The following is a 19547-nucleotide window of genomic DNA, read 5'->3' as shown; positions in this document are numbered from 1 at the left end:
CCAGGTGATTTTATGAAAGTGATGCATATCCATTTTGGCAAGGACGGTGGAGCGGAACGGTTCTTCGTCAATCTCGTCAACGCATTGCATGATCGTGGTGTCGAGCAGCGCATGCTGATCAGGCCCGACAGAAGCTGGCGTCAAGAGCTGGAGCATTGCGGCAAGATCTACGAAGGCGTCTTTCGCCGAATTTCGCTCTCGCGCTTTGTCCTTCAGGCACGCATGCAGCGGATATTGCGGGAGTTCCAACCCGACGTGATCATGGCCTGGCAGCTTCGCGCAAGCCGTTTCATGCCTGTCTACAACAAGGCCTTCCGCATTTCCCGACTTGGCGATTATCCGGAGCACCTCGGTTACTACACGAATGTCGAGACGCTCGTCTGCATAACACCCGATATCGCCGATCGCGTCAGAAAGCTCGGCTGGAAGCGTGGGGTCGAAGTGATCGCCAACTTCACACGGGCAACGCCGGCGGCCGCGATAGAGCGCCGAGACCTCGAAACGCCGGAGGATGCCTTTGTCGTCGTCGGCATGGGGCGGTTCGTGCCGCGAAAGGGCTTCGATCATCTGCTGCGCGCCGTCGCCAAGGTCAATGGCGCCTATCTTTGGCTGCTGGGCGATGGTCCCGAACGCGCCAACCTCGAACGGCTTGCAGAAGAACTCGGCATAAGGGACCGTGTGCGCTTTCCTGGCTGGAAGACGAACGCCTATGGCTACCTGTCGGCGGGCGATGCCTTCGCGATCACATCATTGCATGAGCCTTTGGGCAACGTCTGCTTTGAGGGGTGGGGTGCGGGAGTAGCCACTATTGCGTCTCGCGCCGAGGGGCCGTCCTGGGTCATGACGGATGGCCAGGACGCACTGATGGTTGATTGTGCCGATGCGGAGGGTCTGGCAATCGCTATCGAACGGCTGCGCGACGACCCGGCGCTTCGCACGCGCCTCTGCGAAGGTGGGCGCGATACGCTTGCCAAGCGTTTTTCGGAGCAGGTGATCTCAGAGACCTACCTCGAGCTGTTTGCCCGGGGTTCGAAGCAAACATGAAACTCGTCCATTTTCACTTCGGCAAGGATGGTGGCGCCGAGCGTTTCTTCGTCCATCTCGTCAATGCCTTTGCCGAGCGCGGCGTTGAACAGAAGGCGATCATTCGACCGGATCGGATCTGGCGCAAGGACATCAGCCCTTCCGTCGGAATCAAAGAGAGCCATTTCCGGAACCTGTCGGTCGACCGCATCCTTCTTCCATGGAAGACAGCACGGCTCGCCAAGACGTGGAAGCCGGATGCTCTTATGGCATGGGCGCCCCGTGCCAGCGAATTGATGCCGAACTACAAGGGTTGCATCAAGATCTCGCGGCTCGGCGACTACCCGCCGCGGCTCGACTACTTCCGCAACACCGACTGCCTCGTCTGCAACACTCCTGGCATCGCCGCGCATGTGCGCGAAATCGGTTGGAAGCGCGACGTCGAGGTTATCTCCAATTTCACCAATACCGAACGCGTCGCTGCCGTCAGCCGCGCCACGCTGGATACGCCGAACGACGCGCCGGTCGTCATGTCGATGGGCCGCTTCGTTGAGCGCAAGGGCTTCCATACGCTGATCGAAGCGATCGCCAAGGTGCCGGGTGCGTATCTCTGGCTTGTCGGAGATGGGGAAGAGCGCGAAAACCTCGAAAAGCTTGCCATCGATCTCGGTGTTTCGGGCCGGGTGCGATTTGCCGGCTGGCAAAAGGACACGCGTGCGTTCCTGGCCGCCGCAGACATCTTCGTCATGGCGTCAAGCCATGAACCACTCGGCAACGTTATTCTCGAATCCTGGGCGCAGGGCACGCCAGTCGTTTCAAGCCGCTCTGAAGGACCGCAATGGTTCATGCGCGACGGTGAAAACGGCCTGATGGTCGATATCGGCGATGCCGAGGGTTTCGGCCACGCCATCGAGCGCATAGCAAACGACCGACAGATCGGGTCGCGTTTGGCAGAACGCGGCTACGAAACGCTGATGAACCAGTTTTCCAAACAGGCCATCACCAACGCCTATTTGAAGCTGTTCGCCTCGAAGAAATAGGCGGCAGTCGGCCACTAGGCCGGTCAGCGCATCAGCCGTTCGTACACTGAATTGATGGCGGCCGCTTCGCCTTCGATCGCAAACGAAGTGGCGGTGCGGACAAGGCCATTCGCACCCGCTGCTGTGCGCCGCCGGTCACCATCCATGAACGCGGCCGTCGCCTCGACCATGGCTTGAAGGTTATCGGCCGGGACGATCGTCCCGGTTTCGCCTGCACCGCTCACAACCAGTTCGGAAAATGCGCCGACATCGGTCGCCACGACGGGAACGCCCGTTGCCATGGCTTCGAGCGGTGTCAGACCGAATCCTTCCCAGCGCTGCGGCGCGACGAAAAGATCGAGCGCCCGGTACCAGTCGGGAATGTTGGTGTGTTCACCGACAAACAGGATACGCTCGGCAAGCCCGGCTTTGGCGACGCGCTCCTTGAGCTCGTTTTCAAATGCCACATGCGGACCCGTCGCCCGACCGGCAACGATCGCGCTCCAGCTTGGACGGCAGGGCAGGAGGGCGATCATGCTATCAACGAAGAGATCGGTGCCCTTCTGACGGCGGACCCGCCCGAAGCAGCCGACGAATTTCTGGGCCGGATCGACGCCAAGTGCGGCCTTCGCCTGATGCTGATCGACGGGCGGCTGGAACCGTATGGTATCGATCCCGTGCAGGATGACGTCGTTCGGCACTTCGAGATAGGCGGCTGTCTTGCCGCTTGTCGCGATCACCGCATCCATACGGCCGATCAGAAATTTACTCCAGCCCGTATGGCGGCGCTGGGATGCCGAGGTGAAGGCAATCTTCAACTTCATGCGCAGGAGATCGCGCAGGATGATCGCCGGCAACATCTCGACGTTGCGCCGAGCGTGCCAGACGCGGCAGCGCCGGCCGTCGGGCGCTTTCCAGAGATGCAGGAGATCGAGAAACCTGATCGAAGGCAGACTGTCGGGAAGACCCGGACCGAGCACCGCGATCTTCTGACCCAGCGCGCGCTGGATCGGGATGAGTTGGATGATTGTCGAGGTAACGCCCGAGAGGCGCCGCTTGAAATTGGGAGCGATCACCTCGACGTCCCGGATGTCAGCCACGGAATCGCTCTCCTTGCGCATGCGACAGTCAATGTCTTGGAGGCAGGGGGATCGGGGCGAAGCGGAACCGTCGCCCCAAAGGGGCGATCAGCCCCAGTTTACCGCGAGGATTTCGTAGGCCTTGGAACCGCCGGGTGCGTTCACTTCGATGGAATCGCCGACTTCCTTGCCGATCAGCGCGCGGGCGATCGGCGACGAGATGGAGATGCGTCCAGCCTTAACGTCCGCTTCCTGATCGCCAACGATCTGGTAGGTTTTTTCTTCCTCGGTGTCCTCGTCGACGAGCTTCACCTTGGCACCGAACTTGATCTTGGAGCCGGACATCTTCGACAGGTCGATGACTTCGGCGCGCGCGATCAGGTCTTCGAGTTCGCCGACGCGACCCTCGTTGTGGCTCTGAGCCTCTTTGGCGGCATGGTACTCGGCATTTTCCGACAAGTCGCCATGCGCGCGTGCTTCGGCGATGGCCTCGATGATTCGTGGTCGCTCTTCCTGCTGGCGCCAGCGCAGCTCCTCCTGCAGGTTGACGAATCCACCCTGTGTCATCGGCACTTTGTCGACCATTTCAATGTCCTTCATCAAGCACGAGGCGCCGCTTGGGGGCGGCGCCAACGCAAAAGAAAACGGTCTCCGGCGCGCAAGCACCGGAACCGTCCGAAATATCCGAACCGTTCTTATAGCAGAAAGGAAACTGCCAATGCCAGATTTTTCGCCATGATCCACCGCGTCCTTCACTTGGGGGGCGCAACTTGCAGACGCTCCTACCAATTTGACATCCTCGATAATGGGCTTTACCTCAACCGCGGTTGAGGTCGTAACAGTTCTGTTTCCGAAACGACGAACACACGGAAATGACAGGATGAGCACGACAAAAGACGACCGCGACGCAGGGAAAGCCGAGGGCCATTCAGAAGCGGAAGGGCGTTGGGTCGAGTTGTTGCAACCCAACCATCTGGCGGCGACCGTGACGCTTTGCCTCGGTGTCGCGCTCTTTGCCTTCAACGAGTTCTTCATCTCGACCGCGCTCCCGACGGCAGTCGAGGAATTTGGCGGTGCGGCACTGCTCTCCTGGGCCTTCACCCTCTATCTCGTCTTTGCAATCATCGGCGGGGCATTGGCTGCCAATCTCAAGGCGCGCTTCGGCGCCCGCAATGCGTTGATCGCAGCAGCGCTTGTCTTCGTCACCGGCACAGTGATTGCGACGCTGGCGACGAGCATGCCGCAGGTCCTGGTCGGAAGGCTGTTTCAAGGGCTGGGCGAGGGCATCATTGCCGCTATTTGCTATGCACTGATCCCGGAGCTTTTCCCGCCTCGGCTCGTGCCGAAGGTCTTCGGTGCAGAGGCCATCGTCTGGGCAAGTGCTGCCTTTGCCGGTCCGCTCATTTCAGGATTTCTCACCGAACACTGGTCATGGCGTGCGGCCTTCTTCGTCAACATTCCCGCCGCCGCCATCTTTATTGCGCTGGTCCTTGCCATCGTACCCAGACGGTCGGCTTCGGCGCAGATCGTGCAACCCATTCCGCTTTTTCGCCTGATCGCATTTGGCCTGGGCATACTGCTGATCTCGGTTTCGAATATGCTCCAGAACGGATTTGCCATGGCGGCGCTCGTGGTCGTAGCGATCGCCGTTCTCGTCAACACTGTGCATCTCGACCGTCGCTCCAGGCACTCAATTCTCCCGCTTGGCGCATTTTCGATCGGGCGCCCGCTCGGCACCGGCCTCTGGATCATTCTGCTGATGCCGTTGGCGCAGGCTTCCGGCTCCGTCTATCTCGTCTACGGCTTGCAACACCTCTGGAATTTCGGCCCGACGGCCGCCGGATTCTCGAGCGCGCTGATGGCGATGTCGTGGAGCTTGACCGCCATTCTGGTGGCGAGCCTGCGCTCGCATGATCTGCGTGTACGATTGATCTGGGTCGGGCCACTGCTGCTTTGCCTCGGGCTCATCGGCCTGACGGTCGCGATCGCGACAGCGGAGTTTCGGTTGGTTTTCGCAGGTCAAATTGCCATTGGTGCCGGCTTCGGCGTCTGCTGGGGCACGCTCAGCCAATTGCTGATGGATGTGTCGCCGCCCCCTGAGCGAGACAAGACTTCGGCACTGCTGCCGACGCTGCAATCCGCAGGTTACGCAGTCGGCGCAGCCGTCTTCGGGCTGACCGCCAACATACGCGGCTTCGATGAAGGCGCACGGTTGGCCGTCATGCGCGACGCGCTGTTAGCGGTGTTTGCCTTGAGTTGCGTGATCTCGGTTGCGTCGTTGTTCTTCGGCATCAGGACTGTCCGGCTTGCGCGCAGCCGAAGGCCAACACGCAGCGAGGCTCGGGCACAGCGGCCCGTGACGGTCGATTGATCACCAGGCCGTGGGCAGGGCGGCGGCGGTTTCGGTGGGGCGGCGGAATACGCCAAGGCTGCCTCGACCGATCAAAGCGTCCTGTTCACGGCCACGACCGTCTGACGGCGCAATCGTCGCCAGAATCTCGCCGCTGCCCGAGCGCACATGGACCCTCAGCGATCCATAGTCGGCATCGCGGCCAATCTTGTCGGCAATTCGCTGGCCGTAATACAGGGCGGAACCTTCGTCGAAGTGGCTGATGCCGTCCTCGTCGACAAAGCGCTCGTCGCCCCAATACAAATCGAAGAAATAGACCTGCACGATGTTGCCCCATCCCATGCGCAGTGCCGGATCTTTCCGACTTGGGAGCGCATGTGGGCATGTAAGCACCCGGCGACCGAACCTAGGCTGAACCCGGCGTTCAGGTGGCGTTCACAACAATGAGGGGGAGATTGCGCACTCGTAGAGCGATTTCGGCTGAGCATCGAGCCGCCGCTCGTCAGCGGCCCAACTGCGCGCACCCAAAGATGCGCGCAGCCGTCGTTCGATCAGGCCTTGAAGTAGCTCTGGAGCGGGCGAACCTCGAGGTTGCCGGCCTTGAGCGCCTTGATCGCGCGCGCTGCCGCCTCTGCACCTGCCATGGTGGTGTAGTAGGGCACCTTCTGCATCAATGTCGCGCGGCGAAGCGACTTGGAATCCGAGATCGCTTTGTTGCCATCCGTCGTGTTGATGACAAGCTGGACCTGCCGGTTGCGGATCGCGTCCTCGACATGCGGACGACCTTCCTGGACCTTGTTGACCTTGACGGCGGCAATGCCGTTTTCACCGAGGAAGCGGGCGGTGCCGCCGGTCGCCATCACCTTGAAGCCGATGTCGACGAGAATGCGGATCGCCGGTAGGACGCGGGTTTTGTCTTCGTCGCGGACGGATACGAACACCGTTCCGTCGCGCGGCAGATCGACGCCGGCACCGAGCTGCGACTTGGCAAAAGCAAGCGCGTAGTCGGTATCAAGGCCGATGACTTCGCCAGTCGAGCGCATTTCCGGGCCGAGCAGCGTGTCGACACCGGGGAAGCGGGCGAACGGGAACACGGCTTCCTTGACGGCGATGTGCTTCAGGTTGCGCGGGTCGGGCTTTTCGCCGTAGGCGGCGATCGCCACATCCAGCGCTTCACCGGCCATCACGCGGGCAGCGATCTTGGCGATCGGCGCACCGATGGTCTTGGCGACGAAGGGCACGGTGCGCGAGGCGCGCGGGTTGACTTCGAGCACGTAGATCGTGCCGTCCTTGATCGCGAACTGGACGTTCATCAGACCACCGACATTGAGTGCTTTGGCCAGCGCCGTCGTCTGGCGTTCCAGCTCGTCGACCATCGCGTTGTCGAGCGTGTGAACCGGCAGCGAGCAGGCACTGTCGCCGGAGTGAATGCCGGCCTCCTCGATGTGCTCCATGATACCCGAGACGAACACATCCTTGCCGTCACAGAGGCAGTCGACGTCGACTTCCGTGGCGTTGCTCAGGTAGCTGTCGAACAGCAGCGGGTTCTTGCCGAGAAGCGTGTTGATCTGGCCGGTCTTGTCGTTCGGGTAACGCTGCTTGATGTCTTCCGGAACGAGGCCCGGAACTGTATCGAGCAGATATGTCTGCAGCATGCTTTCCGAATGGATGATCTGCATGGCCCGGCCACCGAGAACGTAGGACGGACGCACGACCAGCGGGAAGCCGATTTCGGCGGCAACGAGGCGTGCCTGTTCGACCGAATAGGCGATGCCGTTGTTCGGCTGGTTGAGATCGAGCTTCATCAGCAGCTTCTGGAAGCGGTCGCGGTCTTCGGCAAGGTCGATCATGTCGGGTGCGGTGCCGAGGATCGGGATGCCGTTCTTTTCCAGTGCTTCCGCCAGCTTCAGCGGCGTCTGGCCGCCGAACTGCACGATGACGCCGACCAGTTCGCCCTTTTCCTGCTCGGCGCGCATGATCTCGATCACGTCTTCAGCGGTCAGCGACTCGAAGTAGAGCCGGTCCGACGTGTCGTAGTCGGTCGAAACGGTCTCGGGGTTGCAGTTGATCATGATCGCTTCATAGCCAGCGTCCTTCAAAGCGAAGGCGGCATGGCAGCAGCAATAGTCGAACTCGATGCCCTGGCCGATCCGGTTCGGACCACCGCCGAGGATGACGACCTTCTTGCGGTCGGAGACATCAGCCTCAGAGCGGGCCGCACCAACGAAAGGCGTCTCGTAGGTCGAGTACATGTAGGCGGTCGGCGAGGCGAATTCGGCGGCGCAGGTGTCGATGCGCTTATAGACCGGGCGGACGTTGAGCGCGTTTCGAAGTTCTGCCACTTCCTTCGGGCGCTTGCCGCCGAGCGTTGCCAGCCGGGCATCGGAGAAGCCCATGGCCTTCAGCATGCGCAGGTTCTCAGCATCCTGAGGCAGGCCGTGCTCGCGGACGCGCGCTTCCATGTCGACGATCGCCTTGAACTGGGCGATGAACCACGGGTCGATCTTGCTTGCCTCGTGAACTTCGGCCTCGCTCATGCCGAGACGCAGCGCCTGGGCAACCATGCGCAGACGGTCCGGCGTCGGCGTACCGATCGCGGCACGGATAGCGTTACGGCCATCGCCGTTCTCGTCCATGTCAGGGATTTCGATTTCATCGAGACCGGTGAGCCCGGTCTCAAGGCCACGCAGCGCTTTCTGCAGCGATTCGGCAAAGGTACGGCCGATCGCCATGACTTCACCGACCGACTTCATCGCAGTGGTCAGGACCGGCGAGGCGCCTGGGAATTTCTCGAAGGCAAAGCGCGGGATCTTGGTGACGACGTAGTCGATCGACGGCTCGAAGGATGCCGGCGTCGCGCCGCCGGTGATGTCGTTCTCGAGTTCGTCGAGCGTGTAGCCGATGGCGAGCTTGGCCGCGATCTTGGCGATCGGGAAGCCGGTTGCCTTGGAAGCGAGAGCCGAGGAGCGCGAAACGCGCGGGTTCATCTCGATGACGACGAGACGACCATCCTTGGGGTTGACGGCGAACTGCACATTCGAGCCCCCGGTCTCGACGCCGATCTCGCGCAGCACCGCGATCGAGGCGTTGCGCATGATCTGGTATTCCTTGTCCGTCAGCGTCAGCGCCGGAGCAACGGTGATCGAATCGCCGGTGTGCACGCCCATCGGGTCGATGTTTTCGATCGAGCAGATGATGATGCAGTTGTCCGCCGTGTCGCGGACGACTTCCATCTCGTATTCCTTCCAGCCGAGAACCGATTCTTCGATCAGCACTTCGGTGGTCGGCGATGCGTCGAGGCCGCTGCCGACGATGTCGAAGAATTCGGTGCGGTTATAGGCGATGCCGCCGCCGGTGCCGCCGAGTGTGAACGACGGGCGGATGATCGCCGGCAGGCCGACATCGTCGAGCGCCTGCGCGGCGATGGCCATCGCATGGTTCATGTAGCGCTGCTTGCGATCGCCTTCGCCGAGGTTCCACTGGTTTTCCAGTTCGTCGAGCGCCGTGTCGAGTTCCGGCCCGGAAAGGCGGCCCTTCAGTTCGGCGCGTTCGGCCTCATGCACCTTGCGGTCGTGGTCCTTGATGTCGGTGGCGTTCGCCAGGCGCGACTTCGGCGTCTCCAGGCCGATCTTGGCCATCGCCTCGCGGAAGAGCGCGCGGTCTTCTGCCTTGTCGATCGCGTCCGGCTTGGCGCCGATCATCTCGACATTGTAGCGGTCGAGAACGCCCATGCGGCGCAGCGACAGCGCGGTGTTGAGCGCGGTCTGGCCGCCCATGGTCGGCAGCAGTGCGTCTGGGCGCTCCTTGGCAATGATCTTGGCAACGACTTCCGGGGTGATCGGCTCGACGTATGTTGCGTCCGCCAGACCCGGGTCGGTCATGATCGTTGCCGGGTTGGAGTTGACGAGGATGACGCGGTAGCCTTCCTCCTTCAGCGCCTTGCAGGCCTGGGTGCCGGAATAGTCGAATTCGCATGCCTGACCGATGACGATCGGCCCCGCGCCGATGATGAGGATCGATTTGATATCTTGGCGCTTCGGCATGGTCGGTCATCCGTTTCTAGCTGCGCGAAAAACCGGCCAAAGTGGGAGGTCACCGGCCGGGCACGCATTGATGGTCTTTTCAGGCTAGAAGCGGCTTATAGGCAAATGTATCTGCAAGCGAAACCCCGAAAATTCCGGAATCGACAGGAAAGCCGACATATTTCGGCATGGGCTTTTGCAACGTGTCGGACGGCGGTCCCAAAGCCGCATGCGGGCCGTCAAATCACGCCCGGTACCACCAGAACCTCGACCTCGCCGGCAGCAGGCGGATGGGCAATCACGCTGGCGGCTTCATCGAGCGAAACGTGCCGCGCGATCCTCCGTGCAAGAGGTGCCTGTCGGTGCCACACGCCTCGACGCGCACCAGCAGGTCACCAGGGCCGGGAGCAGGCGTCCACCTTACGCAGGAAGTTCACTTCACCCAGGAACAGGTCGTCAATCGCCTCGAGCCGCAACGCCTTCATGACCATGCCTCCCTCCACAATTTCCCTGGTGCCAATAGGATTGTCAAAGCGGGACGGTCAAGGACGCGATCGAGGAAGGCGATAACCCCAGCGCTGCCGCACGGCCGCAGCATAGGTGCGGCTCACCGGCACTTCGGTTCCATCGCAAAGCAGGATCGTCATGCGACCGTTATCACGGACGAGGCGTGCAACATGCGCGTCCGCCACCCAATGGGAACGATGGACCTGCAGGCCCGCCACCGGGCCGAGTTCACCGAGCGCATCGGCGAAGCGCAACAGGACGAGTTCACGGCCGAGAGTGGTCGTCACTTCCGTGTAGTGATCGCTAACCGTCACGTGCAGCGGCAGGCCGCGATTGGCGGGTTTCAGGCGCAGAAGCAGCGGTACCCGGCCCGTCTCCTTGAGAAGAGCCGGGTTGCGGGACGTCTGTTGCCCGGCCTCGTCGGACGCGATTGCGGTGGTGCCGGCGTCATTCAGCTCCAAGGCGAATTCAGTGTTCATCGTCATCCAGGTCAAGGTGCAGAACAAGAGCGACAGGAACAGGCCGGTCGCGATGTCCGTCATGACGTCAGCGACTGTTGGAATGGCCGAAAAGGTCGCCGAGCCGATCGCGGTGGTCACGAGGCCGATCGGTATGCTGGCAACGGCTGCACCGATCATCATGCGAACGAAACCGGAGGCAACCTTTTCGCGCAGCAGGCCATTGGCAAGCACGGCCGAAACGATTGCGATCGCCCAGGTGACGGCGTGCAGCACGAGCCAGAACCCGAGCCGCGGCACGACAGCCAGGCGTTCGGCAGTGCCATAGGGCCCCGTGACCCAAAAGATCAGCACGACTGCAGCAAAGGTTGCCCAGAGGCGTGGCGCCTTGACGACAAGATGCAGCTCACGAAGCGTGGATTGCAGAAATGGGCGTTTCACGAAGTTTTCCGTCCGTTCCAGTCAAAGCGTTTGAGCGCAGCCCGGAGCCTGCCGCAAGTTCGGGGAAAATCAACAGCATAGAAATTTTTCATGACATTTTCACCTCTTCTCCATGCATCGTTCGCAGTGCAGCTGCACGTCGCGACCGTCATCCCGGCTGCCATCCTTGGTGCTTTCCTGCTTGCCCGTCCGAAGGGCACACGCCTGCATAGGCTGCTCGGCAAAATCTGGCTCGCACTCATGGTCGTGACCGCATTCTCCACGTTCTTCATCCATGAAATCAAGCTGGTCGGCGGTTTCAGCCCCATTCACCTGTTGTCGATCTATGTGCTCTTCGGCAGCTGGCAGACGATTGCGGCCGCCCGGCGGCACGACATCCCCGCGCATCGCGGGCATGTGGCTGGCATGTATCTCGGCGGCATTGTCGTTTCCGGCCTCTTCACACTGCTGCCCGGAAGGCTGCTGCATGCGAGCCTGTTCTCCGAGCTTTCGATCTGGCAGTCAGCGGTGATGGCGGCTCTGCTGGCTGCGCTGCTCATTTCCGCAGCCGTCCTGTCGATCCGACAGGGTCGTCTCTTCGGTCGCCGCAAGTCCTCGAAAAGATTAGCTTGATCGCAACCTTACGGGCCTGATTGCGTTTTACAACGGCATTCGGCCCGGCATATAAAAGGTCTGACCGATATTGCGTATCGATCCATGCCGGGAGGACAGATCATGGAATGGAAAGGCCGCCGCCAATCCGGAAACGTTGAGGACCAGCGCGGGGCGAGCCCCGGCGGCGGTCTGGGCGGTAATCCATTCGGCCGCGGTGGTGGCTTCCGCATGCCCGGCGGTGGCGGAGGCATGCGTGGCGCCGGCGGCGGCATGAGCTTCGGCACCATCATCTTTCTGGTCGTGCTCTATTTCATCCTGAAGGCCTTGGGCATCGACATGCTGCAGGTGCTGAACGGCGGCGGCGGTCCGGTCGCGCAGCCGGGCTTCGAGCAGAGCGATGGCTCGCCGGTACCCCGCGGATCGGCGCAGGAAGAAGAGATGAAAGCCTTCATGTCGACGGTGCTGGCCGAAACCGAAGACACCTGGAACGGCATCTTCCAGGCGAGCGGCGAACAATATCAAGAGCCGAAGATGGTGCTGTTCAGCGGCTCCGTGCGCTCCGCCTGCGGCTTTGCCTCGGCAGCGTCCGGCCCGTTCTACTGCCCTGGTGACCGCAAGGTCTATCTCGACATGGGTTTCTTCGACGAGCTTGAGCAGAAGTTCGGCGCATCTGGCGACTTCGCGCAGGCCTATGTCGTTGCGCATGAAGTTGGCCACCATGTTCAGAACCTGATCGGCGTGCTGCCGAAGTTCAACCAGATGCGCCAGTCGATGGGTGAAGCCGAAGCCAACCAGATGTCGGTTCGCGTCGAACTGCAGGCTGATTGCTTCGCCGGCGTCTGGGGCAAGTATACCCAGCAGAAGGGCCTGTTGGAGCAGGGCGATCTGGAAGAGGCGCTGAACGCCGCCACCCAGATCGGCGACGACACGCTGCAGAAACGCATGCAGGGCTACGTCGTCCCGGAAAGCTTCAACCACGGCACATCGGAGCAGCGCATGCGCTGGTTCAAGCGCGGCTTCGACAGCGGCAAGATGGCGGCCTGCGACACCTTCTCCGGCCAGGTCTGATTCCAGACCGTCCAGGGAAAAAGCAAAGGGGCCGGCGAGAACTGTCGGCCCCTTTCGTTACCCGGGATTAGAGCGCTCTGGGTTAGACAAAGTTGCAGAGAACACTCTACAGCGCTGCGCGTCTTATTCGACGCGCAAAGATCGCTGTAGCACTTTGAATTGCTGCATGTTTTCACGCATTTCCTGACGGAAAACCGCTTCGCACTTTTCCTGGAAATGCTCTAATGGCGCTCGCTGTCCATATGGGCGAGCTGCGCCTCGGGATAGCGCGCGCCTGCGGCCGCATCCCTCGGCACCGCCCGCTCGATCGCGGCCAGATCTTCCGGTGTCAGATGTACCGCTTGCGATGCCAGCGCTTCGGCCAGCCGGTCGCGACGACGTGCACCGATGAGCGGCACGATATCCTTGCCTTGGGCTGCGACCCAGGCGATCGCAATCTGTGCCACGGTGGCGCCCTTCGCATCCGCCACGCGCTTCAGCGCGTCGACAAGGGCCAGATTTGTGTCGACATTGCCCGCCTGAAAACGTGGGCTGGCCGCGCGGAAGTCGCCACGTGCGACCGCATCCTTCTGCCAATGGCCGCTGATCAGGCCGCGCGACAGCACGCCATAGGCGGTAATGCCGATACCGAGCGCACGGCACGTGGGCAGGATATCGTCCTCGATGCCGCGCGAGATCAGCGAATATTCGATCTGCAGATCCGCGATGGGATGGACGGCCGCTGCCCTTCGGATGGTCTCGGATCCGACTTCCGAAAGCCCGATATGCCTGACATAACCTGCCTGCACCAGATCAGCGATTGCGCCCACTGTTTCTTCGATCGGCACGTCCGGGTCGAGACGGGCAGGGCGGTAGATGTCGATATGGTCGACGCCCAACCGCTGCAGGGTATAGGCGAGAAAGTTGCGCACCGCCTTCGGTCGGCAATCATAGCCCACCCAACTGCCACCAGCGTCTCTCAAGGCACCGAACTTCACGCTGAGAACGACCCGATCGCGGTCCTGGCCCTTGAGCGCTTCGCCAATCAGCATCTCGTTGTGGCCCATGCCATAGAAGTCGCCGGTATCGATGAGCGTAATTCCCGCATCGAGCGCCGCATGGAACGTGGCGATGCTTTCCGTACGATCCGACGGGCCATACATGCCCGACATGCCCATGCAGCCAAGGCCGATGTTGGAAACCATAGGGCCGACTTTTCCGAGCGAAACCTGATCCATTCTCGTTCTCCTTCGGCGGCGCGCCTTTGCGCCCTTCTTCGTCCCCATTGTTACGCCCGGTCCTATCGTGCGATAATCCCGTACAGTCAGAACAAGCCGTACGGCATTTCGCACAATGAACGATCTTCCTCTCGCCGACCTCGATGCCTTCACCGCCGTTGCGCGCGAGCGCAGCTTTCGCGCTGCCGCCGAGAAGCGGGGCGTTTCCGCTTCGTCGCTGAGCGAAGCGCTGCGGCGGCTCGAAGCCAAACTCGATGTGCGGCTCCTCAACCGCACGACCCGCAGTGTAACACCGACGGAAGCCGGCATGCGGCTACTCGAGCGCCTGCAGCCGGCACTCGGGGAGATTGCCGGCGCGCTCGACCAGGTGAGCGAATTGCGCGACAGTCCCGCAGGAACCCTGAAACTGAACGTGCCCACGGTCGTCGCGCGCGTGATCCTGCCCTCGATCATTGGGCGCTTTCTGAAGGTAAATCCTGCCATTTCGCTGGAGGTGACGGCAGACGACGGCTTCATCGACGTCCTTGCCGCCGGCTTCGACGCCGGCATCCGCTACGAAGAGCGGGTCGAGCGCGACATGATCGCCATTCCGATCGGACCGCGGCAGCAACGCTACATCACTGCCGCGTCGCCGGACTATCTCGCGCGACACGGCCTTGCCGCAACACCCGCACGATCTTCTGGAGCATGCCTGCATCCGGCATCGCTTCGCAAGCGGCGTCAGCCTAGCCTGGGAGTTCGGTGACGGAGACGCAGCAATCTCGATCGCCCCTCCGACTGTCGTCATCGCGAACTCGGTCGATCTTGAAATTGCCGCTGCAGTCGAAGGTCTCGGCGTCATCCGGACGTTCGAGGAGTTCCTGGCGCCGCATCTCAAATCCGGCGCCGTCGTGACGATCCTCGACGAATGGGTGACGCCCTTTCCAGGGCCGTTTCTCTACTATGCCAGCCGCCGCCACATGCCGGCGCCGCTTCGAGCCTTCGTCGACTTTCTCAAGGCCGAGCAACGGTCAGGGGTGCGCTGAATGGCGGCCATTTTGGGGAGCAATGGATCAACAAACGCGATTGTTCTCATAAAAAACTTTGAGATGTTCACGTATTGTTTCGACTAAAATTATGCGTTACACCTAAATTGGTAACGTCGTTCACGTTCTGTCTCCGCGCTGGCGACGGATGGCGCAGGGAGAGTTTCATGCTCGACGAAAAGTTCGTGCGGCGCGGCCTGTTCCTCGTCTTTCTCATCCTGCTTCTCGACATCATCGGCATCGCCATCATCGTGCCGGTGCTGCCCACCTATCTGGAGGAGCTGACCGGCGCCAATGTCAGCGACGCGGCGATCGACGGCGGCTGGCTGCTGCTCGTCTATGCCGCGATGCAGTTCCTGTTCGCGCCCCTCATCGGCAACCTCAGCGACCGTTTCGGACGCCGGCCGATCCTGCTTGCCTCCGTGCTCACCTTCGCCATCGACAATCTGATCTGCGCTCTCGCGACCAGCTACTGGATGCTCTTCGTCGGCCGTGTGCTCGCCGGCATCAGCGGCGCCAGCTTCGGCACCGCTTCGGCCTATATCGCCGACATCAGCCATGACGGAAACCGGGCGAAGAATTTCGGCCTGATCGGAATCGCGTTCGGATCCGGCTTTGCACTGGGGCCGGTCATTGGCGGGCTGCTTGGCGAACTGGGTCCGCGTGTGCCGTTCTATGGTGCCGCGGCACTTTCCTTCATCAACTTCCTGCTCGGCGTTTTTCTGCTGCCGGAGACATTGGACAAGGCGCATCGTCGCCGCTTCGAATGGCGGCGCGCCAATCCACTCGGCGCGCTCAGGCAGATGCGCAACTATCCCGGCATCGGCTGGGTCGGGCTGGTGTTCTTCCTGTTCTGGATGGCGCATTCGGTTTATCCGTCCGTCTGGTCGTTCGTATCGTCTTACCGGTACGGCTGGAGCGAGGGGGAAATCGGCCTGTCGCTCGGCATCTTCGGCATCGGCGGTGCCATGGTGATGGCGTTCGTACTGCCGCGCGTCGTGCCGCGGCTTGGCGAGTGGCGGACGGCCGTCCTCGGCCTGATTTTCACGGCACTCGGTGCCGCGGGCTACGCTGCTGCCTGGCAGGGCTGGATGATCTATGCCGTGATTATCGCCACCGCGCTCGAAAGCCTCGCCGATCCGCCGCTGCGCAGCATCGCCGCCGGCCATGTGCCGCCGTCGGCGCAGGGAGAGTTGCAAGGGGCGCTCACCAGTATCGGCAGCATCACGACGATCATCGGCCCGCTGATCTTCACCCAGATCTTCGGCTACTTCACGAGCCCGACGACCACGGTCTCCTTCTCAGGCGCCCCCTATGCACTCGCCAGTTGCTTCGTCGTCGGTGCGCTCGCGGTGTTCTGGCTCAAGGCACCAAAACGGCTCGCGGTCGCGGCTGAACATATCGAGCCCGCAGTGTCCATGGCCGAACCGCGCTACTCCGATCGCAGTGCCATGCACTGAAATTGATCAATATTCGTGATCTTTGGATGAAAAATTGAGCAGTCGGAGCTTTGTTACTGGTTCTTTTGCCGGCCGTGATCTATTTCGGTCATCCTTGCCTTCGTTCTGACCTGCCGCATTTCGGCCGCGTCGACATCCAGGAATCCGTCATGCTGACCGCCACTGCGAGCCCGACCCCGGTGCAAACCGACAATTCATGGCGCACTCATTATCGTGCAAGCCTCTATCTCGGGGTGCCCTTCATCGGCGCACAGCTGGCGCAGCTTGCGATCAACACAACCGACGTCTTGATGGTGGGCAAGCTTGGCGCAACGCAGCTTGCGGCAATCATCCTGGCGACGCAGATGTACTTTACCATCTACATCTTCGGCAGCGGCTTCGCCAACGCGGTCGTACCGATGGCCGCGCAAGCCCAGGGCAGGGGCGACAAGGTCTCCGTGCGTCGCTCCGTGCGCATGGGTCTCTGGGTGGTGCTGTGCTATGGCGTGCTGACGGCGCCGGTGCTCTGGCTGGCGGAACCGATCCTGCTGCTTGCCGGCCAGCAGCCGGAGGTCGCGGCACTCGCGGCCGAGTATCTGCACATTGCGCAATGGGCGATCTTTCCCGGCCTCATCTTCATGGTGCTGCGGGCGTTCCTGAGCGGTCTGGAGCGGGCGGGGATCATTCTCTATGTCACACTGGCAACGCTGGTTCTCAATGCAGCGCTTTGCTACGTGCTGATCTACGGCCACTACGGCTTTCCGCAGCTGGGCATCTTCGGCGCGGCCGTCGCCGCCCTTGGCGTGGCCGTGCTCGGCACGGTGCTGACCATCGCCTATATCAAGAGCAAACCGGAACTGAACCAGTATGAGCTGTTCGTGCGTTTCTGGCGCCCGGATTGGCCCGCCTTCAGGGAAGTCGTCTATCTCGGCATACCGATCTCGCTGACCATTCTTGCCGAAGTCAGCCTGTTCACCGTCGCCTCGTTGCTGATGGGAACCATCGGCACGATCGAGCTTGCCGCACACGGCATCGCGCTGCAGTTCGCCTCGCTCGCCTTCATGATCCCGCTCGGAATTGCGCAGGCGGCAACCGTGCGCGTCGGCCTTGCCTACGGCCGTGGCGACATGCTCGGCGTCCGGCGTGCCGCGATCTCGGCACTGGTGCTCGGAGCCATCTTTGCGATCATCGGCAGCGCCATCTTCGCTCTCTTCCCGAGCCAGCTCGCCGCCCTTTATCTTGACACCAACCGGCCGGATGCCGCGCAAGTGCTCGCCTTTGCCGCTCCGCTCATCGTGATCGCCGGCGCGTTCCAGCTGGTGGACGGATTGCAGGCAATCGCCGCCGGCATGCTTCGCGGGCTCAAGGACACAAAGGTGCCGATGATCCTGGCGATGATCTCCTATTGGCCGATCGGGTTCCTTTGCGCCTGGGCCTTCGCGTTCCCGCTCAAGTTCGGCGGCATCGGCGTGTGGTTCGGCTTCGTGCTGGGACTTGCCGCTGCAGCATTGTTCCTGAACTGGCGGTTCTTCCGGATGATCCGCGACCACAAGGTGACGGCGGCTTAAGCATCGACCAAAGAAAAAGCCGGACGGGCAGGGGATGCCGTCCGGCTTACAAAAGGCGACCACATCAGGGGAGAATGTCGGTCGCTTATTCCGAAACTCCTGGAGGAAGTTTCTCAAGGTCTCTAAACGTTGAACCCGCCGGTCTCATTGGAGCCCAGTCGATCGCGCTGGAGGTCGCGTATCGTGCGGGCAAAATCGACGAGAAAGACGAAACTGATTACCGCCGCGGCGGTCATGAAGACTGTCGCCATGACATGATACCTTTAGCCGAAGATCTTACGGTTGCTTGAACGGTCACGTTGCTCACGGGACTCGTCGCGGAGTGCATGTATCGTCGCAAATATCATTGCGAAAAACATCGTCATCGAAAACAGAGCAAGTCCCATAGCCGTCATCCTTTCAGGTTCCTAAACGGCAGTATCTTCAAAAAGGTTCCGTTCTTTCTTGCTTCACATTACCGATTGCAACGTGAAACACTCTTGAACATGGCATTCATCTAGCATTCATTTCTTTGGTGCCACTGTTTCCCAGGGAACAGGCCCGCGCTCCTGCACAACTCTTGCGATCTGTCGCCGTCCATGACAAAAGGCTTCACCAAACGGAAACAGGTGCGATGACGACGGCATTCTACCCCGGCTCCTTCGATCCGATGACGAACGGGCATCTCGACGTACTTGTTCAGGCGCTGAACGTGGCGCGCAAAGTCATCGTGGCAATTGGCATCCATCCGGGCAAGGCGCCGCTTTTCTCGTTCGACGAGCGCTCGGACCTCATTCGCCAGTCGCTGCTCGAGTTTCTGCCCGAGCGTGCCGCCGACATCGACGTCGTCTCCTTCGACAATCTCGTGGTCGACGCTGCGCGGCAAAGCGGCGCAAAGCTGCTTGTGCGCGGCTTGCGCGATGGCACTGACCTCGATTACGAGATGCAGATGGCTGGCATGAACCGGCAGATGGCGCCGGATGTCCAGACCTTGTTTTTGCCGGCTGGCACGGCATCGCGGCCCATTACAGCCACATTGGTCCGCCAGATCGCGGCCATGGGCGGCGACGTCAGTGCCTTCGTGCCCAAGGCTGTTCACGCGGCGCTGCAGGCCAAACGCAAGGCCTGAGCCGCCACACTCCATTCACCACTCAGGGAGAAACCATGAAAATCCTCCACCTCGCTTTCGCCGGTGCCGTCACGCTTGCGTCCTGGACGGGAACGGCGCTTGCGCAGTCGGCCGACAACTTCCTCACAATCACGCTGAAGGATGGCCCTGTTGTCGTCGAGCTTCGCCCTGATATCGCGCCGAAGCACGTCGAGCAGATCAAGGCGCTTGCAACAGCCGGCGAATACGACAACGTCGCCTTCCACCGCGTCATCAAGGGCTTCATGGCCCAGACAGGCGACGTCCAGTACGGCGACATGGAAAACGGCTTCCAGCCCCAGGCTGCGGGCACGGGCGGTTCGTCCAAGCCGGACCTGCCGGCCGAATTTTCCGACGTACCGTTCGAGCGCGGCACGGTCGGCATGGCCCGTTCGCAGGATCCCAACAGCGCCAATTCGCAGTTCTTCATCATGTTTGCCCCGGGCGACTTCCTCAACGGCCAGTACACGGTCGTCGGCAAGGTCGTCTCCGGCATGGAGAACGTCGATAAGATCAAACTCGGTGACGACGCCAACAACGGCTCCGTCGCCGATCCCGACCGCATGATCAGCGTCAAGGTCGGCAAGTAAAGTCAACAGAAGGAGAAAACC

The 19547-nt window shown here is 61.5% G+C and carries 16 protein-coding genes and 1 pseudogene; 10 read left to right on the top strand and 7 right to left on the bottom strand.

Annotation, left to right across the window (positions count from 1 at the left end):
* The first annotated feature begins 12 nt into the window (after positions 1-12).
* Together C6558_RS28285 and C6558_RS28280 are read left to right on the top strand one after the other, a co-directional pair.
* Positions 13-1044 carry a glycosyltransferase gene (locus C6558_RS28285; RefSeq protein WP_025427084.1) on the top strand — a complete coding sequence of 344 codons (1032 nt, stop codon included), beginning with the start codon at positions 13-15 and terminating at the stop codon, positions 1042-1044.
* Positions 1041-2063: a glycosyltransferase gene (locus C6558_RS28280; protein ID WP_057214353.1), complete on the top strand. Its 1023-nt coding sequence runs from the start codon at positions 1041-1043 to the stop codon at positions 2061-2063. Before C6558_RS28285 ends, C6558_RS28280 begins: the two co-directional genes overlap by 4 nt.
* A 23-nt stretch (positions 2064-2086) precedes the next feature.
* On the opposite strand, the gene C6558_RS28275 is transcribed toward C6558_RS28280, so the two are convergent.
* On the bottom strand, positions 2087-3142 hold the full coding sequence (locus C6558_RS28275) for a glycosyltransferase family 4 protein (RefSeq protein ID WP_025427082.1): 1056 nt from the start codon (positions 3140-3142) through the stop codon (positions 2087-2089).
* An 87-nt stretch (positions 3143-3229) separates the two neighbouring features.
* Positions 3230-3706 carry a transcription elongation factor GreA gene (greA, locus tag C6558_RS28270; protein WP_025427081.1) on the bottom strand — a complete coding sequence of 159 codons (477 nt, stop codon included), beginning with the start codon at positions 3704-3706 and terminating at the stop codon, positions 3230-3232.
* Positions 3707-4001: 295 nt separating this feature from the next.
* Between greA and C6558_RS28265 the strand changes: the two genes are divergently transcribed.
* Entirely contained in the window at positions 4002-5492 is a 1491-nt protein-coding gene (locus C6558_RS28265; protein ID WP_084814273.1) for an MFS transporter, read from the top strand.
* Here C6558_RS28265 and C6558_RS28260 read toward each other — a convergent pair whose 3' ends face one another.
* The 3 genes from C6558_RS28260 to C6558_RS28250 form a co-directional block, all read right to left on the bottom strand.
* Positions 5493-5813, bottom strand: coding sequence for a hypothetical protein (locus C6558_RS28260; RefSeq protein WP_038576103.1), 321 nt, complete (start codon positions 5811-5813; stop codon positions 5493-5495).
* Between the two features lie 209 nt (positions 5814-6022).
* The gene (carB, locus tag C6558_RS28255) at positions 6023-9514 is read right to left on the bottom strand and encodes a carbamoyl-phosphate synthase large subunit (RefSeq protein ID WP_025427078.1); all 3492 of its coding nucleotides are present in this window, start codon (positions 9512-9514) and stop codon (positions 6023-6025) included.
* A gap of 521 nt (positions 9515-10035) precedes the next feature.
* Positions 10036-10899, bottom strand: a complete 864-nt coding sequence (locus C6558_RS28250; protein WP_025427077.1) for a LytTR family DNA-binding domain-containing protein — start codon at positions 10897-10899, stop codon at positions 10036-10038.
* Between the two features lie 90 nt (positions 10900-10989).
* Here C6558_RS28250 and C6558_RS28245 point away from each other — a divergent pair, with 90 nt between their 5' ends.
* On the top strand, positions 10990-11511 hold the full coding sequence (locus C6558_RS28245) for a DUF2306 domain-containing protein (protein WP_084814272.1): 522 nt from the start codon (positions 10990-10992) through the stop codon (positions 11509-11511).
* A 102-nt stretch (positions 11512-11613) separates the two neighbouring features.
* The gene (locus C6558_RS28240; protein WP_025427075.1) at positions 11614-12561 is read left to right on the top strand and encodes a neutral zinc metallopeptidase; all 948 of its coding nucleotides are present in this window, start codon (positions 11614-11616) and stop codon (positions 12559-12561) included.
* 221 nt (positions 12562-12782) lie between these two features.
* Here C6558_RS28240 and C6558_RS28235 read toward each other — a convergent pair whose 3' ends face one another.
* Positions 12783-13778: an aldo/keto reductase gene (locus C6558_RS28235; RefSeq protein ID WP_025427074.1), complete on the bottom strand. Its 996-nt coding sequence runs from the start codon at positions 13776-13778 to the stop codon at positions 12783-12785.
* 115 nt (positions 13779-13893) lie between these two features.
* On the opposite strand from C6558_RS28235, the pseudogene C6558_RS28230 reads away from it, so the two are divergent.
* From C6558_RS28230 to C6558_RS28220, 3 genes and pseudogenes are all read left to right on the top strand, one after another.
* A pseudogene (locus C6558_RS28230) lies at positions 13894-14803 on the top strand (LysR family transcriptional regulator).
* Between the two features lie 167 nt (positions 14804-14970).
* Positions 14971-16263 (top strand): TCR/Tet family MFS transporter, encoded by a 1293-nt coding sequence (locus C6558_RS28225; RefSeq protein ID WP_025427073.1) that lies wholly within the window; start codon positions 14971-14973, stop codon positions 16261-16263.
* A gap of 149 nt (positions 16264-16412) precedes the next feature.
* Positions 16413-17810 carry an MATE family efflux transporter gene (locus tag C6558_RS28220; RefSeq protein ID WP_025427072.1) on the top strand — a complete coding sequence of 466 codons (1398 nt, stop codon included), beginning with the start codon at positions 16413-16415 and terminating at the stop codon, positions 17808-17810.
* A 122-nt stretch (positions 17811-17932) separates the two neighbouring features.
* On the opposite strand, the gene C6558_RS41450 is transcribed toward C6558_RS28220, so the two are convergent.
* On the bottom strand, positions 17933-18061 hold the full coding sequence (locus C6558_RS41450) for a hypothetical protein (protein WP_255569870.1): 129 nt from the start codon (positions 18059-18061) through the stop codon (positions 17933-17935).
* Between the two features lie 362 nt (positions 18062-18423).
* On the opposite strand from C6558_RS41450, the gene coaD reads away from it, so the two are divergent.
* Entirely contained in the window at positions 18424-18918 is a 495-nt protein-coding gene (coaD, locus tag C6558_RS28215; RefSeq protein ID WP_025427070.1) for a pantetheine-phosphate adenylyltransferase, read from the top strand.
* Between the two features lie 35 nt (positions 18919-18953).
* Positions 18954-19526 carry a peptidylprolyl isomerase gene (locus C6558_RS28210; protein ID WP_025427069.1) on the top strand — a complete coding sequence of 191 codons (573 nt, stop codon included), beginning with the start codon at positions 18954-18956 and terminating at the stop codon, positions 19524-19526.
* Positions 19527-19547 lie beyond the last annotated feature (21 nt).

The sequence above is a fragment of the Ensifer sp. NM-2 genome, from assembly GCF_003024455.1.
Taxonomy (GTDB): Bacteria; Pseudomonadota; Alphaproteobacteria; order Rhizobiales; family Rhizobiaceae; genus Ensifer; species Ensifer canadensis.
Note: the sequence above shows the minus strand (reverse complement) of the source record. Positions and strands in the feature narration are given on the sequence as shown.

Excerpts from the sequence above, each read along its gene's own strand:
- C6558_RS28245 (WP_084814272.1), top strand. The coding sequence starts at position 10,990 with ATGACATTTTCACCTCTTCTCCATGCATCGTTCGCAGTGCAGCTGCAC.
- greA (WP_025427081.1), bottom strand. The coding sequence starts at position 3,706 with ATGGTCGACAAAGTGCCGATGACACAGGGTGGATTCGTCAACCTGCAG.
- C6558_RS28260 (WP_038576103.1), bottom strand. The coding sequence starts at position 5,813 with ATGGGATGGGGCAACATCGTGCAGGTCTATTTCTTCGATTTGTATTGG.
- C6558_RS28220 (WP_025427072.1), top strand. The coding sequence starts at position 16,413 with ATGCTGACCGCCACTGCGAGCCCGACCCCGGTGCAAACCGACAATTCA.
- C6558_RS28285 (WP_025427084.1), top strand. The coding sequence starts at position 13 with ATGAAAGTGATGCATATCCATTTTGGCAAGGACGGTGGAGCGGAACGG.
- C6558_RS28235 (WP_025427074.1), bottom strand. The coding sequence starts at position 13,778 with ATGGATCAGGTTTCGCTCGGAAAAGTCGGCCCTATGGTTTCCAACATC.
- C6558_RS28280 (WP_057214353.1), top strand. The coding sequence starts at position 1,041 with ATGAAACTCGTCCATTTTCACTTCGGCAAGGATGGTGGCGCCGAGCGT.
- C6558_RS28225 (WP_025427073.1), top strand. The coding sequence starts at position 14,971 with ATGCTCGACGAAAAGTTCGTGCGGCGCGGCCTGTTCCTCGTCTTTCTC.
- C6558_RS28240 (WP_025427075.1), top strand. The coding sequence starts at position 11,614 with ATGGAATGGAAAGGCCGCCGCCAATCCGGAAACGTTGAGGACCAGCGC.
- C6558_RS41450 (WP_255569870.1), bottom strand. The coding sequence starts at position 18,061 with ATGGCGACAGTCTTCATGACCGCCGCGGCGGTAATCAGTTTCGTCTTT.
- carB (WP_025427078.1), bottom strand. The coding sequence starts at position 9,514 with ATGCCGAAGCGCCAAGATATCAAATCGATCCTCATCATCGGCGCGGGG.
- coaD (WP_025427070.1), top strand. The coding sequence starts at position 18,424 with ATGACGACGGCATTCTACCCCGGCTCCTTCGATCCGATGACGAACGGG.
- C6558_RS28210 (WP_025427069.1), top strand. The coding sequence starts at position 18,954 with ATGAAAATCCTCCACCTCGCTTTCGCCGGTGCCGTCACGCTTGCGTCC.
- C6558_RS28265 (WP_084814273.1), top strand. The coding sequence starts at position 4,002 with ATGAGCACGACAAAAGACGACCGCGACGCAGGGAAAGCCGAGGGCCAT.